General features: G+C 71.5%; 18 protein-coding genes. 15 read left to right on the plus strand and 3 right to left on the minus strand.

Going from position 1 to position 17210, the window contains the following annotated elements; translation table 11 throughout:
• The first annotated feature begins 33 nt into the window (after positions 1-33).
• Together KZI27_RS11455 and KZI27_RS11460 are read left to right on the plus strand one after the other, a co-directional pair.
• A complete protein-coding gene (locus KZI27_RS11455) occupies positions 34-1128 on the plus strand; it encodes an acetamidase/formamidase family protein (RefSeq protein ID WP_222657746.1) in 1095 nt (364 codons plus the stop codon).
• On the plus strand, positions 1125-2708 hold the full coding sequence (locus KZI27_RS11460; protein ID WP_222657747.1) for an AtzH-like domain-containing protein: 1584 nt from the start codon (positions 1125-1127) through the stop codon (positions 2706-2708). The genes KZI27_RS11455 and KZI27_RS11460 overlap by 4 nt, the downstream gene beginning before the upstream one ends.
• 35 nt (positions 2709-2743) lie before the next feature.
• On the opposite strand, the gene KZI27_RS11465 is transcribed toward KZI27_RS11460, so the two are convergent.
• Positions 2744-3562, minus strand: coding sequence for a TrmH family RNA methyltransferase (locus KZI27_RS11465; RefSeq protein ID WP_222657748.1), 819 nt, complete (start codon positions 3560-3562; stop codon positions 2744-2746).
• Between the two features lie 178 nt (positions 3563-3740).
• Here KZI27_RS11465 and KZI27_RS11470 point away from each other — a divergent pair, with 178 nt between their 5' ends.
• The 3 genes from KZI27_RS11470 (at position 3741) to KZI27_RS11480 (ending at position 6185) form a co-directional block, all read left to right on the plus strand.
• On the plus strand, positions 3741-4667 hold the full coding sequence (locus tag KZI27_RS11470) for a Sir2 family NAD-dependent protein deacetylase (protein ID WP_222657749.1): 927 nt from the start codon (positions 3741-3743) through the stop codon (positions 4665-4667).
• On the plus strand, positions 4664-5302 hold the full coding sequence (locus KZI27_RS11475; RefSeq protein ID WP_222657750.1) for a histidine phosphatase family protein: 639 nt from the start codon (positions 4664-4666) through the stop codon (positions 5300-5302). Before KZI27_RS11470 ends, KZI27_RS11475 begins: the two co-directional genes overlap by 4 nt.
• A gap of 145 nt (positions 5303-5447) precedes the next feature.
• Positions 5448-6185, plus strand: coding sequence for a hypothetical protein (locus KZI27_RS11480; RefSeq protein WP_222657751.1), 738 nt, complete (start codon positions 5448-5450; stop codon positions 6183-6185).
• A 90-nt stretch (positions 6186-6275) separates the two neighbouring features.
• Here the strand turns inward: KZI27_RS11480 and KZI27_RS11485 are convergent, their stop codons facing one another.
• Positions 6276-7349, minus strand: coding sequence for a glycosyltransferase family 4 protein (locus KZI27_RS11485; protein ID WP_222661335.1), 1074 nt, complete (start codon positions 7347-7349; stop codon positions 6276-6278).
• 5 nt (positions 7350-7354) lie between these two features.
• Entirely contained in the window at positions 7355-8356 is a 1002-nt protein-coding gene (locus KZI27_RS11490; RefSeq protein ID WP_222657752.1) for an alpha/beta fold hydrolase, read from the minus strand.
• Positions 8357-8471: 115 nt separating this feature from the next.
• Here KZI27_RS11490 and treS point away from each other — a divergent pair, with 115 nt between their 5' ends.
• The 10 genes from treS (at position 8472) to KZI27_RS11540 (ending at position 17210) form a co-directional block, all read left to right on the plus strand.
• Positions 8472-10181, plus strand: a complete 1710-nt coding sequence (gene treS / locus KZI27_RS11495) for a maltose alpha-D-glucosyltransferase (protein ID WP_222657753.1) — start codon at positions 8472-8474, stop codon at positions 10179-10181.
• 37 nt (positions 10182-10218) lie between these two features.
• Positions 10219-10974, plus strand: a complete 756-nt coding sequence (locus KZI27_RS11500; RefSeq protein ID WP_222657754.1) for a 3'-5' exonuclease — start codon at positions 10219-10221, stop codon at positions 10972-10974.
• Between the two features lie 75 nt (positions 10975-11049).
• Positions 11050-12177, plus strand: a complete 1128-nt coding sequence (locus KZI27_RS11505) for a DUF475 domain-containing protein (RefSeq protein WP_222657755.1) — start codon at positions 11050-11052, stop codon at positions 12175-12177.
• Positions 12178-12231: 54 nt separating this feature from the next.
• The gene (locus tag KZI27_RS11510; protein WP_222657756.1) at positions 12232-12819 is read left to right on the plus strand and encodes a TerD family protein; all 588 of its coding nucleotides are present in this window, start codon (positions 12232-12234) and stop codon (positions 12817-12819) included.
• Between the two features lie 20 nt (positions 12820-12839).
• Positions 12840-13421 carry a TerD family protein gene (locus KZI27_RS11515; RefSeq protein WP_222657757.1) on the plus strand — a complete coding sequence of 194 codons (582 nt, stop codon included), beginning with the start codon at positions 12840-12842 and terminating at the stop codon, positions 13419-13421.
• A 28-nt stretch (positions 13422-13449) separates the two neighbouring features.
• On the plus strand, positions 13450-14028 hold the full coding sequence (locus KZI27_RS11520; RefSeq protein WP_194651331.1) for a TerD family protein: 579 nt from the start codon (positions 13450-13452) through the stop codon (positions 14026-14028).
• A gap of 43 nt (positions 14029-14071) precedes the next feature.
• Positions 14072-15292, plus strand: coding sequence for a toxic anion resistance protein (locus tag KZI27_RS11525; protein WP_222657758.1), 1221 nt, complete (start codon positions 14072-14074; stop codon positions 15290-15292).
• An 18-nt stretch (positions 15293-15310) separates the two neighbouring features.
• Entirely contained in the window at positions 15311-15871 is a 561-nt protein-coding gene (locus KZI27_RS11530) for a hypothetical protein (RefSeq protein WP_222657759.1), read from the plus strand.
• Entirely contained in the window at positions 15868-16428 is a 561-nt protein-coding gene (locus KZI27_RS11535; RefSeq protein WP_222657760.1) for a TerD family protein, read from the plus strand. The genes KZI27_RS11530 and KZI27_RS11535 overlap by 4 nt, the downstream gene beginning before the upstream one ends.
• On the plus strand, positions 16425-17210 hold the full coding sequence (locus tag KZI27_RS11540; protein WP_222657761.1) for a hypothetical protein: 786 nt from the start codon (positions 16425-16427) through the stop codon (positions 17208-17210). The genes KZI27_RS11535 and KZI27_RS11540 overlap by 4 nt, the downstream gene beginning before the upstream one ends.

The following is a 17210-nucleotide window of genomic DNA, read 5'->3' on the forward strand; positions in this document are numbered from 1 at the left end:
GCCGCCGTGTCGGCCGTGCCAGAGTAGACCGCGATGACGACTCCCGCGATCCCGACCCTGCAGCCCGGCGCCGGCCCCGTCCGCTCGGCGCGCTACCTGCCCGTCGACCCCGACACGGTCCTCTGGGGTCGACTGCCGAACGGCGACGACCGGCCCGCGATCACGATCGCGCCCGGCGACGACGTGACGATCGACACCGTCAGCCACGAGGGCATCCTGCCCGACCAGGGCAGCGATCCGCTGGCGTACTTCGGGTCGCACGGGGTCGCCCCCGAGCACGTGCTGGACGACGCCGTCGCGATCGCCAGGAGCGGCCACCGGGACCCAGCCACCGACGGCCCGCACGTGGTCTCCGGCCCGATCGCCGTCGAGGGTGCCGAACCGGGCGACGTCCTGACCATGACGGTGCTCGAGACGCTGCCGCGCGTGCACTACGGCGTCGTCTCGAACCGGCACGGCCGTGGTGCCCTGCACGGCGAGTACCCGGTCGACGGCACCACGGTCAGCGTCTTCGCCGACGTGGTCGACACGGCCGAGGGCCGGCGGGGCCGCATCCCCCTGACCGGGGCCCGCGACCGCTTCGCGCACTTCCCGCTGGCCCCCTTCCTCGGCATCATGGGCGTCGCCACGCCCGGCGAGCGGTTGCACTCGGTGCCACCGGGCCGACACGGCGGCAACGTCGACGTGAACCTGCTGCAGGTCGGCGCGCAGCTGCACCTGCCGGTCCTGGTGCCCGGGGCGCTCGCCTACGTCGGCGACCCGCACTTCGCGCAGGGTGACGGTGAGGTCGCCCTGACGGCGATGGAGGCATCGCTCCGTGCGACCGTCCGGTTCGACGTCACGCCCGCCGCCGAGGCCGCGCAGGAGTTCGGTGACCTGGTCTGGCCGCTCGTCGAGACCCACGAGTTCCTCGTGCCGACCGGCATGGACCCGGACCTCGACGAGGCCGTCCGCGCCTGCGTCCGGCACGCCGTCGCGATCCTCGGTGCCCGCTGGGGCATGGAGCCGCACCTGGCGTACGCGTACCTGTCGGCCGCGACGGACTTCAACATCTCGCAGGTGGTCGACCTGGTCACCGGCGCACACGCCCGCATCCGCAAGGCCGACTTCGAGGAGCCCGCCCGATGACCACAGGAGCGCCGGAGGGCTTGCTCGACGCCCTCGACGCGTACGAGGCCGCCCTCGCCGCGAACGACCTCGAGGCCCTCGACGCCGCGTTCGTCGACGCGCCCGGCACGATGCGCGGGGACGACCGCGGCCTGCTCGTCGGGCACGACGCGATCAGCGCGTTCCGCGGGGCACGGGGCGGGGTCCAGGCCCGCTCGCTGACGCGCGTCGAGGTCCGCTCCCTGGCCGACGGACTCGCCCTGGTCGTGTCGGTGTCCGAGTTCGCGGCGGGTGGGCAGGGCCTCCAGACCCAGCTGTGGCGCCGCGACGGCGACACGGGCACCCGCACGGGGTCCGGCACCGGCACCCCACCGCGCTGGCGCATCGAGGCCGCCCACGTCACCGGCCGCCCCAAGGCGTTCGACACCACGATCTGGCGGGCCGTCGGGGACCCGCTGGTCGCCCCCACCGCGTCCGGACCGCTCGACGGACGCACCGTCGCGGTGAAGGACCTCTACGCCGTCCCCGGCCAGCCCGTCGGCGCCGGCAACCCCGCGTACCTGCGCGAGTCCCCCGTCCAGGCCACGCCGGCTGCCGCCGTCGCCGCGCTCCTCGACGCCGGCGCGTCGATCCGCGGCATCGCGCGCACCGACGAGTTCGCGTACAACCTGACGGGTCGCAACGAACACCACGGCACCCCGCCCAACGGGGCGGTCCCGACCCGACTGCCGGGAGGTTCGTCCAGCGGATCCGCATCGGCCGTCCGTCTCGGGATGGCCGAGATCGGGATCGGCACGGACACCGCGGGATCGGTGCGGGTCCCCGCCTCGTACCAGGGGCTGTGGGGCCTCCGGACGAGCCACGGCGCGGTCTCCCGACAGGGCCTGCTCCCGCTGGCGCCGTCCTTCGACACGGTGGGGTGGCTCACCCGGAGCGCCGACGTCCTGCTCGCGGCGCTCGACGCCAGTACGCCGTCAGTGTCGGCGACCGCGTCGGCCGCGGCGTCGGACGAGCCGACCGAGCTGCTCGTGCCCGCTGAGCTGGTGGACCTCGTCGAGCCCGCCGTCGCTCAGGCCTTCGCTGCGTTCGTCGCCGGACAGGACGCACCGATCGGTTCCGTGCGGCTCACCGACCTCGGGGTCCCGCCGCTCGAGGACCTGCGCGAACTCCTGCGCCTCGTGCAGGCCGCCGAGGCCGTCGCCGCCCACGGTGCCTGGATCGACGCCCACCCCGGCGCCCTGAGCGCCGTCGTCGGCGACCGGTTCGCCGCCGCCCGGGCGAACGACCCCGCCGCCACCGCCGACGCCGTCGCGCGACTCGACGACGTCCGGGCCACGATCCGCACGGCGCTCGCCGACCGGACGCTCCTCTTCCCGACCGTCCCGGGGCCCGCACCGCTCATCGCCGCCGACACCACGGCGCTCGAACGCACCCGGACCGCGACGACGGCGATGACGAGCCTCGCGAGCGTCGGCGGCCTGCCGGCGGTCAGCGCTCCCGCCCTCACCGTGGACGGCGCACCCGTCGGCGTGTGCCTGGTCGGCGGACCGGGCACCGACCGTGCCCTGGTGATCCGTGCCGGACGGATGCTGCAGCACTGACGCGAGCCGCGCCTCCCGGTCCGCTCGTCGCGGCGCTAGGAGGCGAGCCGCTGGGCCTGGGTGACCGCCCACAGTCCGACGGCGCTCGCCGCGGCGATGTTGAGCGAGTCGACGCCGTGCGCCATCGGGATGCGCACCGTCGTGTCGGCCGACGCGATCGCGGCGGGCGTCAGCCCCTGCCCCTCGGTGCCCATGACGAGCGCCACCTTGCCCGGGACGTCGCGGGCGAACTCGGCCAGGTCGACGGACTCGTCGGTGAGCGCCATCGCGGCGAGGTGGAAGCCCTGCGCACGCAGTTCCTCGCCCGCCGCCGGCCACTCGCCGATCCGGGTCCACGGGATCTGCAGGACCGTGCCCATGCTCACCCGGACGCTCCGGCGGTACAGCGGGTCGGCGCACCGCGGGCTGACCAGGACCGCGTCGGCGCCCAGACCGGCGACGCTGCGGAACACGGCTCCGACGTTCGTGTGGTCGACGATGTCCTCGAGCACGACGACGAGCTTCGCGCCCCGCACCACCTCGGCGACCGTCGGCAGCTCAGGACGCTGCACCGCGGCGATCGCGCCACGGTGCATGCGGAAGCCGGTGAGTTCCTCGAGCAGGGCATCGGGACCGACGAAGACCGGGCCGTCGTGGTCGGCGACCAGCGGCAGGACGCTGTCGAGCCACTTCTCCTGCACCAGGATGCTCCGCGGGACGTGCCCGGCACGGACCGCGCGCTCGATGACCGTGTTCGACTCGGCGATGTACAGGCCGCCCTCCGGTTCGCTCACCCGGCGGAGGGCCACGTCGGTCAGACGGGCGAAGTCGTCGAGGCGGGGGTCGTCGAGGGAGTCGATGCGGACAGGGTGCACGGGGCTCGTTTCGGTGTGGCGCAGGTGGTGGGCCGGCCGGTGACGCGCTGGTGTCGCGGCTGGCGTCGCGGCCGGTGTGGCGGCTGCCTTCGCGGCTGGCGTCGCGGCTGGCGTCGCGACTGGCGTGCCGGTCGGGAAGCGACCGGGACGGTCGGCTGTTGAGGGTACCGTGAACAGGGTGCTGGATGATGCTGCGTCGACGACCGGACCGCCCACCGGGGCGCCGACCGGTCCGCCGACCGCAGCGGACCTCGACCGCGTGGTCGAGGTGCTCGCGGGCAAGCGCTTCGCCGTGCTCTCCGGCGCCGGCCTGAGCACCGACTCCGGCATCCCCGACTACCGCGGCGCCGGACGCGTCGTGCGCAAGCCGATGACGTTCCAGGAGTTCCGATCGGACGCCGCCAAGCGGCAGCGGTACTGGGCCGGTTCGCACCTCGGCTGGCGCAGCTTCGCCGCTGCCCGGCCGAACGAGGGACACCGGGCACTCGCCGCGCTCGAGCAGGCGGGTGTCGTCACCGGGGTCATCACCCAGAACGTCGACGGTCTGCACCTCCGTGCCGGATCGCGCCGCGTCGTCGAGATCCACGGGTCGATGGACCGCGCCCTCTGCCTGACGTGCGGGCAGGTGTTCTCGCGCGCCGACCTCGCCACGACGATCGACCGCGCCAACCCGTGGATCGACGAGCCCGGCTCGGTGCAGCTGCAGCCCGACGGCGACGTCGAGATCACCGACGTCGAACGGTTCGTGGTGCCCGACTGCTCGGTGTGCGGCGGGATGCTCAAACCGGACGTCGTGTTCTTCGGCGAGTTCGTGCCGACCGAGAAGTTCCACGAGGCCGTGTCGATCGTCGCCGACGCCGAAGCGCTGCTCGTGGTGGGGTCGTCGCTGACCGTGAACTCCGGCGTGCGGCTCGTCGACCACGCTGCCCGCCGCAAGAACCCCGTGGTCATCGTGAATCGCGGTGCCACCCGCAGCGACCGCCGCGCAGCCGTGAAGCTCGACGGCGGGACGACCGAGACGCTGGTGCACCTGGCCGAACGGCTGGGGGCGGCGGGGTCCGCGCCCGCGGGGTCCGCTCAGCCGTCTGGGATGATCGACGGGTGACGACGCTCCTGTACCTGGTCCGGCACGGTGAGACCGACTGGAACGCGCAGCGCCGCATCCAGGGTTCCACCGACATCCCGCTCAACGACACCGGACGGCGACAGGCCGCCGACGCCGCCGAGCTCCTCGCCCGCCGGCGGTTCGACGCCGTCGTCGCCTCACCGCTGTCCCGCGCCGCCGAGACCGGGGCGATCATCGCCGACCGCCTCGGACTGGCAGCGCCCACCACGTACCCCGGGCTGGCGGAACGCTCGTACGGCGAGGCCGAGGGACTCACCGACACCGAGGTCACGGCCCGGTACCCGCACGACGACATCCCGGGGCGCGAGTCCCGGTCGGCGCTGCTCGCCCGCATCACCGAGACGCTCGGCGAGATCGCGGTGCGCTTCGACGGCGGGGTCGTGGTCGTCGCCACCCACGGTGCGGTGATCCGGAGCGTGGTGAACGAAGCGGCGCCCGGCACCGCCGATCGGCACGCCACCCCGATCCGCAACGGCTCGATCCACTCGTTCCGCTGGGACCCCGAGCGCTTCCACGCGGAGCTCGTCCGGTTCGACGACCCGATCGACGACGTCTCGGACGGGCCCGGGCGGTACGCGTTCGACTACCAGAACCCGCTGGAACGCCGGGGCTGAGCGAGCGCCGGCCGCAGCGTCCCGACGGCGCGCTGTGCGAGCGCCTGCCGCGGACGGCACGCTGGTCGGGCTCCGGGCAACGCAGTGCGCGGACGGTACGGCCGTCCTGCGACTAGGCTCCGACGCACCCGAACCAGGGGGCGACATGGTGACCGACGGAACCGACACGGGTGGCTGGCAAGCCGACCAGCAGGACGACGACCTCGACCGTGCCTTCGGCCCCGAGACCGCCAGCGTGCAGACCCGCACGATGGGACAACGGGCCCGCACCTGGCTCGTCATCGGCGGCAGCACCGTCGTCGTCGCCGGGGTGATCGCCCTCGTGCTCGGCACCATCATCGGCAGCGTGCAGAACGGCATCGGTGGCGTGTTCCCCCGGCCGGACATGGCCCTCGACCGGCTCGACGACCGGCTCGCCGACGTGCCGGGCGTCACCAAGGTCCGCCACCACCGGGCCGAGAAGACCGGCTTCGCGAGCTACGACGCCACCGCGACGATCACGGCCGACCCGTCGCTGGACGCCGCCGCCCGGACCGACCTCGTCGACGCCCTGAGCCGTGCGACCGACTCGGCTGGCGGCAACGGCGTCCGGGTCGTCGCGATCGCCGACCTCGGCACGCTCGAGGTGGGTGTCTCCGACTCCCGTGCGGTCACGGCGAAGCGCCTGGTGCTGGCGGACACGCTCGACCACATCGGCGGGGTCACGGCCGTCCGCTGCTCGTGGGAACGCGGTGGCACCCCGTCGGACCGCGCCGCCGACCAGTCGATCACCGTCGAGACCCCGGGACGAGGGGCTGCCGTCCCACCGATCGTGGCGCGGGTGACCGAGGAGACGCACAAGGTGTTCCCCGGGGCGAGCGTCGAGGTGGTCGCGGCGAAGTAGCGGTCGGCCGGTCGTGTGGCCGACGCAGAACGACGAATCCGATGTCGCACGACATCGACGATGTCGTGTCGCATCGACCGACGCGCCTCGCTACCGCGCGCGCCGGTCGGCCACGGCCCGCTCGACCGCCCGCACCACCTGCTCCGCCGAGTCCTGCCACCGGAACCGCGCCGCCCGCTCGACCGACTGCGCCGAGGCCTCGTCCCACCGTTCCTCGACCCGCCGCACCGCAGCAGCGACCGCCGACGGCGAGGCCGGGTCGAAGTACTCGGCCGCACCGCCGCCGATCTCGCGGAAGATCGGGATGTCGCTCACCACGACCGGGGTACCGACGCCCATCGCCTCGACCAGCGGGATGCCGAAGCCCTCGTCGTACGACGCGGTCGCCAGGGCAGTCGCCGACCGGAGCACGGACAGGTACTCCTCGTCGGTCGCACCGTCGTGGAACACGATCGCGCCGGCCGGTGCGAGCCCCTCGAGCCGTGCGCGGTCGGCGTCCGAGACCCGTGACATGCAGTGCAGGGTCCAGTCCGCCCCGAGCAGCGGCAGCGCGGCCGCCAGTGTCTCGACGTTCTTGTAGGGCATGAACGAACCCATGTAGACGAGCGAGCGGTCGCGCGGTGCGCCGGCCACCCGCGGTGTGGCCGGGTCGGCGGCGTTGTACGCCACCGTCACGGGACGCCTCGTCAGCCGGTGCTCGGCGATGAGCCCGGCGGTCGTCTCCGACACGGTGACGACCCCGTCGGCACCGTTCAGCAGGAACCGCTGCGGCACCCACGACAGGTGGAACGCGCGCCACCCGAGCCGGAGCGGCCACGAGAACTCCCGCGGCGGCGTGCGGTTCCGGTAGTAGATCAGGTCGTGCAGCGTCAGCACGAGCGCGTAGTCGCGCCCCCGCGAGCCCATCGTCTGCATCGGCGAGAACACCGCGTCGAGGCCGAGCCGGTTCACCCGTCGCGCGACGAGCGGCTCCCCCGCGTCGGTCGGCGCCGGCAGCAGCTCCCACGGCAGGTCGCGCGGCAGGGACTCGAGCTGGCGCTCGTCGTGGACGAGCAGCACGAAGTCGTGCCGGTCGGGCAGGTTCCAGGCGACCCCGGCGGTGAACCGGCTGATGCCGTCGTGGCGGCCGATGCGGACGTAGCGGCAGTCGATGCCGATGCGCAGGCGCGTCACGCGTCGATCTCCTCGGTCGCGCCGGCCGTCGTCGCGGTCGCCCTGGAGGCCCGTCCCGCGCCCGCCGGTCGGCCCGCCTTGGCAGCGCGGCCGCGTCCAGGGCGCGCCGGTGTGTCCGCCATCCGGCGCAGCACGGCGGCGGCGGCCGGTGCCGGTGTCTCGTAGTGCACCAGGTGCCCGACGCCGGGGATGACCACGAGCTCGGCATCGTGCAGGCGTGCGGCCAGGGCGCGCTGCTCCGGCACCGCCGTGATGTCGTCGTGCTCGGCGGCGATCATCAGGACCGGCACCTCGATGCGGTCCGCGTACTCGGACACGTCGTGGCTGACCGAGGTGCGGAACGCCTCGAGCACGCTCGTACGGTTCGCGAAGGCCGAGAAGTAGCGGTCGTGCTGGTCGTGCACCCAGCGGCGCATCCCGCGGTCGTGGGACTTGAGCATCGCGATGCTCATCACCCGCACGATGGCGGCGTTCCGCAGGATGCCGAGCCCGATCGGCTTCGGCAGCACCGCGCCGGCCCGGTAGTAGCCGATCGCGATCCCGGTGCCGACCGCCCGGGGTCCCTGCAGCGCGGGGGCGGCGATCGGGTTCACGAGGACGAGCAGCCGGGTGTCGAGCCCCGCGGCGACGGTGGCGGACACCACGATCGAACCGAACGAGTGACCGAGCACGACGGCGTCGCGCCCGAGCCCGAGCGCCGCGTGGAACGCGGTCAACCAGGCGACGTACGACTCGATGCCGGACACCGGCAACGGGTCGGACACGCCGAAGCCGGGCAGGTCGGGGACGATCACCCGCACGCCCCCCAGGTGCGCGGCGATGGTCTCGAGGCCGTGGTGGTCGCCACGGAAGCCGTGCACCGCCAGGACGGTCTGCGTCGCGTCCGACGGCCCGTACTCCCAGTAGTGCGTGGTGCGGCCGTCGACCTGCACGGACCGGTGGACCACCGGCGTGGCGGCCATGAGCGACTGGTACGGGGAGAGCACGGGCGGTTGCATCGGCGCCAGTCTACGAAGACATCCGCACGAAACCCCGGACACCCGGAGCATCGCGCGCCTATCGTGTCCGGGGCGGGCTCTCGACGAGGCCCGTGGACCTTCGACGAGGAGCACGGTGACCTTCACAGCCCCGATCCAGCTGCCCGGCCTGACGCTCGACCCGCAGTGGTACAAGCGCTCGGTCTTCTACGAGTGCATGATCCGCTCGTTCGTCGATTCGAACGGCGACGGTATCGGTGACCTGCAGGGCGTGATCGGCAAGCTCGACTACCTGCAGTGGCTCGGCGTCGACGCGCTCTGGCTGCCGCCGTTCTTCCAGTCGCCGATGCGCGACGGTGGCTACGACATCGGTGACTACAAGGCGATCCTGCCCGAGTTCGGCACGCTCGATGACTTCCGTGAACTCGTCACGAAGTCGCACGAGCGGAACATGCGCATCGTCATCGACATGGTGATCAACCACACCAGCGACCAGCACGAGTGGTTCCAGCAGTCCCGCGAGGACCCAGACGGCCCCTACGGCGACTTCTACGTCTGGCGGGACACCGACGAGGAGTTCTCGAACATCCGGATCATCTTCGTCGACACCGAGGAGTCGAACTGGACGTTCGACCCGGTCCGCCGTCAGTTCTTCTTCCACCGGTTCTTCTCGCACCAGCCCGACCTCAACTTCGAGAACCCGGCAGTGGTCGAGGCCGTGTACGACGTCGTGCGGCACTGGCTCGACCTGGGCGTCGATGGCCTGCGCCTCGACGCGATTCCGTACCTGTTCGCCTCCGAAGAAGGCAACGGCGAGGGCGAGCCGGAGACGCACGAATTCCTCAAGAAGCTCCGCGCGATGGTCGACGACGAGTACCCCGGCCGCGTGCTGCTCGCCGAGGCGAACCAGTGGCCGCGCGAGACCGCCGCGTTCTTCGGCACCGACGAGGAGCCCGAGTGCCACATGGCGTTCGACTTCCCCGTGATGCCCCGCATCTTCTACTCGCTCCGTGCCCAGCACGCGAAGGAGCTCGCGGCGATCCTGTCCGAGACGCTCGACGTGCCGGACAGCGCCGCGTGGGGCGTGTTCCTGCGCAACCACGACGAGCTCACGCTCGAGATGGTCAGCGAGGAGTACCGGCAGGCGATGTACGGGTGGTACGGCTACGACCCCCGGATGCGGTCCAACATCGGCATCCGGCGCCGCCTCGCTCCCCTGCTCGACAACTCGCGCGCCGAGCTCGAGCTCATCCACGCGCTGCTGTTCTCGCTGCCGGGGTCGCCCTTCCTGTACTACGGCGACGAGATCGGCATGGGCGACAACATCTGGCTGCCCGACCGCGACTCGTCCCGCACGCCGATGCAGTGGACCCCCGACCGCAACGCCGGGTTCTCGACCGCGGACCCCGGCAAGCTCTACCTGCCCGTCGTGCAGTCGCTCGTCTACAACTACGCGCAGGTCAACGTCGAGGCGCAGCTCGCGCAGTCGCGCTCGCTGCTGCACTGGATCCGCAACGTCATCCACGTGCGGAAGGCCCACCCGGTCTTCGGGCTGGGCACGCTGCACGTGCAGGAGACCTCGAACGAGTCGGTGCTGGCGTTCGTGCGCTCGTGGGAGGGGTCCGGGCAGCAGTTCGGGCCGTCTGCGGAGGACGTCCTGTGCGTGTTCTCGTTCGCCACGAACCCGACGTCCGTCACGGTGTCGGCCCCGGAGTTCGCCGGTCGTCCGCTCTACGACCTGTTCGGCGGTGGTTCGTTCCCCGCGTTCGACGAGGACGGCACGGTCACCCTGACCCTCGGGACGCAGTCGTTCTACTGGCTGCACGTCGGCGCGCCGGTCGGGTAGCGCGGGTGGTGTCGGTGCGTCCCGTTAGCCTGACCGCGTGACGTTCCCCACAGCACAGCTCGAAACGCCCGCCCCGGCGCAGGACCTCTCCGGGCGACCCTGGTGGCACGCCCTCGGCGTCTTCGACCTCGAGACCACCGGTGTCGACGTCGAGACGGCGCGGATCGTCACGGCGCACGTCGGCCTCATCGACATGACCGGAACCTCCATCGCCGAGGGCGCGTGGATCGCCGACCCGGGAATCGCGATCCCCGAGGGCGCCGCGGCCGTGCACGGCTACACCACGGAGCGCGCCCAGGCCCAGGGGCGTCCCGCCGCCGAGGTCGTCGCCGAGGTCATCGCTGCGATCGAGGCCGTGTTCGCCCGCGGGATCCCGCTGGTGATCTACAACGCGCCGTACGACCTGACGGTCCTCGACCGCGAGGCAAAACGGCACGGCTTCGCGTCCCCCGTGATCGGCAACGTCGTCGACCCGCTCGTCATCGACAAGGCCCTCGACACGTTCCGCAAGGGCAAGCGCACGCTCGAGGCGGCGTCCGAGCTGTACGGCGTCACCCTCGACGACGCCCACGACGCGGGTGCGGACGCGATCGCGGCCGGGCGGGTCGCCCAGGCCATCGCCGGCAAGTACCAGGACGAACTCGGCATCTCGGCCGAAGAGCTCCACCGCAAGCAGGTCGGGTGGTGCGCTGAGCAGGCGAGCTCGTTCCAGGAGTACATGCGCAAGAAGCGCGACCCCTCGTTCGTGGCTGATGGTCGCTGGCCCCACCGGAACGCCTCCGCGGGCATGTAGCATCTCAGCGGGGGCAGATCACGGTATCCGTCCCGCACCGATGCAGGACGAAGCACCAACAGGAGATCAGCACACGTGTTCTTGAAGACCTTCGGGTGGTCACTCGTGATCACCGTCCTCGCCCTCGCCACGGCGCTGATCTACGGCAGCTGGAGCGCAGTGGTCATCACGCTGATCCTCGGCGTGCTCGAGATCAGCCTCAGCTTCGACAACGCGGTGGTCAACGCCCGCATCCTCGAGCGGATGAGCCCGTTCTGGCAGAAGATGTTCCTGACGGTCGGCATCGTCATCGCCGTGTTCGGCATGCGCGTGGTCTTCCCGCTGCTCATCGTGGCCGTCACGGCACACCTCAGCCCGGTCGAGTCGATCCAGCTCGCGCTCGAGAAGGGCCCCATCGACGAGCCGGGCACCTACGCCTACCTGCTCCACGAGGCGCACCCGCAGATCGCCGCCTTCGGTGGGATGTTCCTGCTCATGATCTTCCTCGACTTCATGTTCGAGGACCGCGACATCCTCTGGCTCAAGTGGCTCGAGCGCCCGCTGCACTTCCTCGGCCGTCTGCCGATGGTGAACGTCGTGGTCGCCCTCGCACTCCTCGCCCTGTTCGGCGTCACGTCGGGCGACCACCAGGCGATCGTCCTCGTCTCCGGGATCGCCGGGCTGGTGACGTACTTCCTCGTCACGGGCCTCGGCGGCCTGTTCGACGTCGGCGACCCGGACGACGACGGCAACTCGTTCGAGAGCGCCGACGAGATGGACGCCGAAGCGGGTCGCATCGTCTCGAAGCGCCGGCTCGGCCACGTGACCGGTCGTGCCGCGTTCCTGCTCTTCCTGTACCTCGAGGTCATCGACGCGTCGTTCTCCTTCGACGGGGTCATCGGCGCGTTCGCCATCACCGCCGACCCGATCATCATCGCGCTCGGTCTCGGGCTGATCGGCGCGATGTTCGTCCGGTCGCTCACGGTGTTCTTCGTGCGACAGGGCACGCTCGACGAGTTCGAGTACCTCGACCACGGCGCGCACTGGGCCATCGGTGCGCTCGCCGTGATCCTGCTCGTCACCATCACGACCGAGGTCAACGAGATCGTGACCGGGCTCATCGGCGTCGTCTTCATCCTCGCGGCCTTCGTGTCGTCGATCGTCCGCAACCGTCGCAAGGCCGACCACCCCACTCCCGCGGAGCCGGCGATGCTCTCGCGCTGACCCGGTCCGACACACGAAACCCCCACTCCAGCACGCCACGAAAGGGTCACCGCCATGGGTCTCAGCCTCCAGAAGGGTCAGTCGCTCTCACTGACGAAACAGGACGGCAGCGCGCTGTCCCGCGTCCGCCTCGCGCTCGGCTGGGACGCCGTCGCGACGAAGCGGGGGCTGTTCGGCGGCCGCAAGGAGGCCGAGGTCGACCTCGACGCGTCGGCGATCTTCTTCGACGTGCAGGGCGCGCCCATCGACTACGTCTGGTTCAACCAGCTGCGCAGCAAGGACGGCTCGGCCCAGCACACCGGTGACAACCTCACGGGTGCCGGGGACGGTGACGACGAGACGATCCGCATCGACCTGTCGGCGGTCCACGCCTCGGTCGCGCAGATCGTCTTCGTGATCAGCAGCTACAGCCGCCAGACGTTCGACACGGTGCAGAACGCCTTCTGCCGGGTGGTCGACGACTCGACGGCCGGTACCCCCGAGGTCGCGCGCTACCAGTTGACCGACTCCGGGCCGCACACCGCGATGGTCATGGCCAAGGTGTCCCGCGTCGGGACCGGATGGTCCTTCAGCGCCATCGGTGAGCGCGCGAACGGCCGGACCGTGCAGGACCTCGTCGCACCGGCGTCCGCCGCGCTCTGAGCGGGAAGGACACACCGCACATGGCGACCCTCTCCCTCTCCAAGGGCAACAACCTCTCCCTGACCAAGACGGACCCGAGCCTCCGACGGGCCATGATCGGCCTCGGCTGGGATCCCCGCACCACCGCGGGTGAGCAGTTCGACCTCGACGCCTCGGCGCTGTTGGTCGGTGCGAACGGCCGCGTGCGGTCGAACGACGACTTCATCTTCTACAACCAGCTGCAGTCGGTCGACGGTTCCGTCGTCCACCAGGGCGACAACCGCACGGGCGACGGCGACGGTGACGACGAACAGATCCTCATCGACCTCGACGCCGTCGCTCCGGACGTCGAACGCGTCGTGATCGTCGTCACGATCGACCAGGCGGAGGCCCGCCACCAGAACTTCGGACAGGTGCGTGGCGCGTTCTGCCGGGTCGTCAACGACGAGACCGCGAACGAGGTCGTGCGGTTCGACCTGACCGAGGACGCCGCATCCGAGACCGGCATGATCTTCTCGGAGATCTACCGGTACAACGGGGAGTGGAAGTTCCGCGCCGTCGGCCAGGGGTACGCTTCCGGCCTCCGCGGCGTGGCGACCGACTACGGCGTCGTCCTCGACTGACCGTCCCCACCGACTGAAAGGCACGACCATGGCAGGACTGACCCTCACCAAGGGCAACAACCTCTCGCTCACGAAGACCAGCCCCGGTCTGACGGTCGCCACCGTCGGTCTCGGCTGGGACCCCCGCACGACCACGGGCGAGCAGTTCGACCTGGACGCCTCGGCACTGCTGCTGAGCGCGTCGGGCAAGGTGCGCTCGGACGCCGACTTCATCTTCTACAACCAGCCGCGCAGCGCCGACGGATCGGTCGAGCACAAGGGCGACAACCGTACCGGCCAGGGTGACGGCGACGACGAGCAGATCAGCATCGACCTGACGTCGCTGCCCGCCGACGTGGACCGCGTGGTCATCGTCGTGTCGATCGACCAGGGCGAGGCCCGCGGTCAGAACTTCGGCCAGGTCCGCAGCGCGTACTCGCGGGTGCTCGACCAGGACGGCACCGAGATCGTGCGGTTCGACCTCTCCGAGGACGCCGCCCCCGAGACGGCGATGATCTTCTCGGAGATCTACCGGAACGGTGCCGAGTGGAAGTTCCGCGCCGTCGGGCAGGGCTACACCACGGGCCTCGCCGGGATCGCCACCGACTTCGGCATCCAGCTCGGCTGACCCGCCGACGCCGACGACCGCACCCAGACCAGGAGAACCAGCCATGCCCGGACCGCTCGCTCCGCCGGAACCGACCGACCCGACCGAGGACGCCCTCGTCCTCCGCCCAGCAGCATCCGCCGAGGTCGTGACCCCGGACGACGCCCCGGGCATGGTGCCGGTCGACCCGGAGCGGCAGTCCCAGATCGCCGCCCAGGCGCGGGAGTTCGTCGACGAGGTCGCCTCGCTCGACCCGCGTTCGCCGGCGTTCACCGAGAAGGTCGACGGCATCACCTCGATCGGCGGCGTCGAGATCGCCCGGTCCGGCGGGTTCTCGTCACGGATGCTCGAGCGTTCGCAGACGTCGGTCGCCGGTGCCAAGCGGACCGGTGACAGCGCGCAGGTCAAGGTCGCGACGACGCTCGGTGACCTGCGTTCCACCGTCGAGGACCTGACGCCGAACCAGGCCGACCTCAGCACCGGTCGCAAGATCCTCGGGCTCATCCCCGGCGGCAACAAGCTGGCGAAGTACTTCCAGAAGTACGAGTCGGCGCAGACGCAGCTCGACCACATCATCAAGTCGCTCATGGCCGGCCAGGACGAGCTCCGCAAGGACAACGCCACCCTGGCGGACGAGAAGGTCCAGCTGTGGGAGACCATGCAGCAGCTGAGCGAGTACGCCGTCTTCGCGAAGGCGCTCGACGCGGCGACGGTGACGAAGGTCGAGTCCCTGCGGAACGGCGGTCGCGTCGACGAAGCGCAGAAGCTCGAGTCCGACGTCCTCTTCCCGGTGCGCCAGCGCCACCAGGACATCCTCACGCAGCTCGCCGTCTCGGTGCAGGGCTACCTCGCGATGGACCTGGTCCGGAAGAACAACACCGAGCTCATCAAGGGTGTCGAGCGTGCGCGGACCACGACCATCGCGGCGCTCCGGACTGCCGTCGTGGTCGCCCAGGCGCTCGCGAACCAGCGGATGGTGCTCGACCAGATCGACGCCGTGAACAACACCACGAACGCGATGATCCTGCAGACCAGCGAGATGCTGCGCGATCAGACCACGCGGATCCACCAGCAGGCGACCAACTCCGGCGTCAGCGTCGAGACGCTGGAGCGTGCGTTCGACAACGTCTTCCAGACGATGGACGCGATCGACTCGTTCCGCTCCGAAGCCGCACAGAACATGGCCTCGACGGTGACGGCGCTCGAGTCCGGCATCCAGCGTGCGAAGCCCTACCTGGAGCGCGCGCGACAGTCCGGCGACGACCCGCGCTCGATCAGCCGATGACCCGAACGGCCGACCACGGTGCGTGACCGTCTGCGCGCGCTGTTCGGCCGCGACGACGATCGCGAACCGACGGCCACCGATGCCACACCGGCGTCGGTGGCTGCCGCCGCTGCTGCGCGCATCGACGTCCGCGGAGCCGGCGGGCAGTCGGACGACGCCGCGGCTGCGGCGGGGCTCGACGACCTCCGCGCCTTCGTCCGGGCCGCCGGGGCCGAGCTGCCCACGGTCGTGTCGTCACGGATCCGACACGTCGAGGACCTGCTCCGCGAGGCGGCCGGCACGGTGGTGGCACGCGGGGCCTCGACCGAACAGCGGTTCCTCTTCCAGGCCATCGTGGACGACTACCTGCCCACCCCGGTCCGGACCTACCGGTCCCTGCCGGACGACGACCGCACCGAGGACAGCGCGGCGACCCGCACACTCACCGAACAGCTCGACGTCGTCGCCGAGACCGTCGACGACATGCACGAACAGATCAGGAGCGGAGCCATCGCAGAGCTCTCCACCCACGGACGGTTCCTCCGTGACCGTCTCGGCGACGGCGACCCGGGTCTCCGACTCCGCGGAGCGGACTCGTGACCGGGCGGCTCGTGCCGGGCGCGAACGCGGCGCTGACGGCCGAGAACCCCGGTCTGGACGCGGTCGTCGTGGGCATCGCCTGGGACCAGATCGCGAGCCGGGGCCCGTCCGCCGAACTCGTCCCGGTGGCGATCGTCTGCGGCGACGACGGCAAGGTGCTCTCCGACGAGGACCTGGTGTTCTTCAACCAGCTCGACGGCGCCGACGCGTCGGTGCGGTTCCTCGACGACTCCGACGACGAGGAGATCGACGTCGACCTCGTCAGTGTGCCGGACGCCGTCGACAAGATCGTCTTCGCCGTCTACCTGGACCCGGACCCGCGCTCCCCTCGCGACCTCGGCTCGGTCCGCTCGATGACCATCCGGGTCGGATCGTCCGACGGCCGTGAACTCGTCCGCTTCGACCTGCCCTCCGATCGGAACCACACCATCGACGCGGTGATCCTCGGCGAGCTGTACCGCCACCGGTCCGAGTGGAAGTTCCGCGCGGTCGGCCAGGGCTACACGACGGGGTTGACGGGGCTGCGCACCGACCACGGCATCGGCCGCGCCCGATGACGTCCGGGCACCCGTACCTGCGGCGACGGCGGCGACCCGTGGCCGAGGCCGCGTCCACTGGGACGACGACCGCCCCCGGTCGCTCGGCGACACCGAGCCACACGTCGACGGTGCTGCCCCCGCGCACGTCGGCCGCGCCCGCGGCACCGGCGGCGGGCACGGCACCACGGCCCGCCGGACCGTCCACCCCCGTCGGCACCGCAGCCCCTGCGGGCTCCGCAGCGCCCGCAGGCCCGTCCGAGCGGGTGCTCCGCCGCCGCGCCGAGCTCGCACGTCGTGTCCGCCCGTTCCCCGCCCCTGATCCCCGGGCCGTCCGCCTGCTCGGCCCGGACGACCCCGTGGTCCGCATCGACCGCCGCCGGTCCGCCGTGGGTGCGCTCACCGTCACCGGCTGCACGAGCGCGGCCTGGGAGACCGTCGACTGGACCGTCGGCGCGACCACCGCCGCCGGCGCCGAAGCGGGCCGTCGCGTCGTCACGGCGGGCAACCGCCCCCTCGTCGGGTTCGAGGACGGCACCGCACTCGTGTCCCTCCGACACGTCCGACAGCTCCGACGTGCGCTGTTCATGGCCCGCGGCACGGAACGGCTCGTCGTCTCCCTGCACGACGGCACCACGGTCGGCGTCGCCGAGGGCACCCCCGACACCATGACCGTGCTCGCGCTCTCCGTCGTCGACGGGGAGCTCGAACTCCGCGCCGAGCCCTTCGCTCGCGCGACCCACGACGGCGACGTGTTCGCCGCCTTCGGGTTCGTCCTGTCCACTCCGGTCCCGGGGGTCTGA

Origin of the sequence: Curtobacterium sp. TC1, assembly GCF_019844075.1 — a bacterium.
Taxonomy (GTDB): domain Bacteria; phylum Actinomycetota; class Actinomycetes; order Actinomycetales; family Microbacteriaceae; genus Curtobacterium.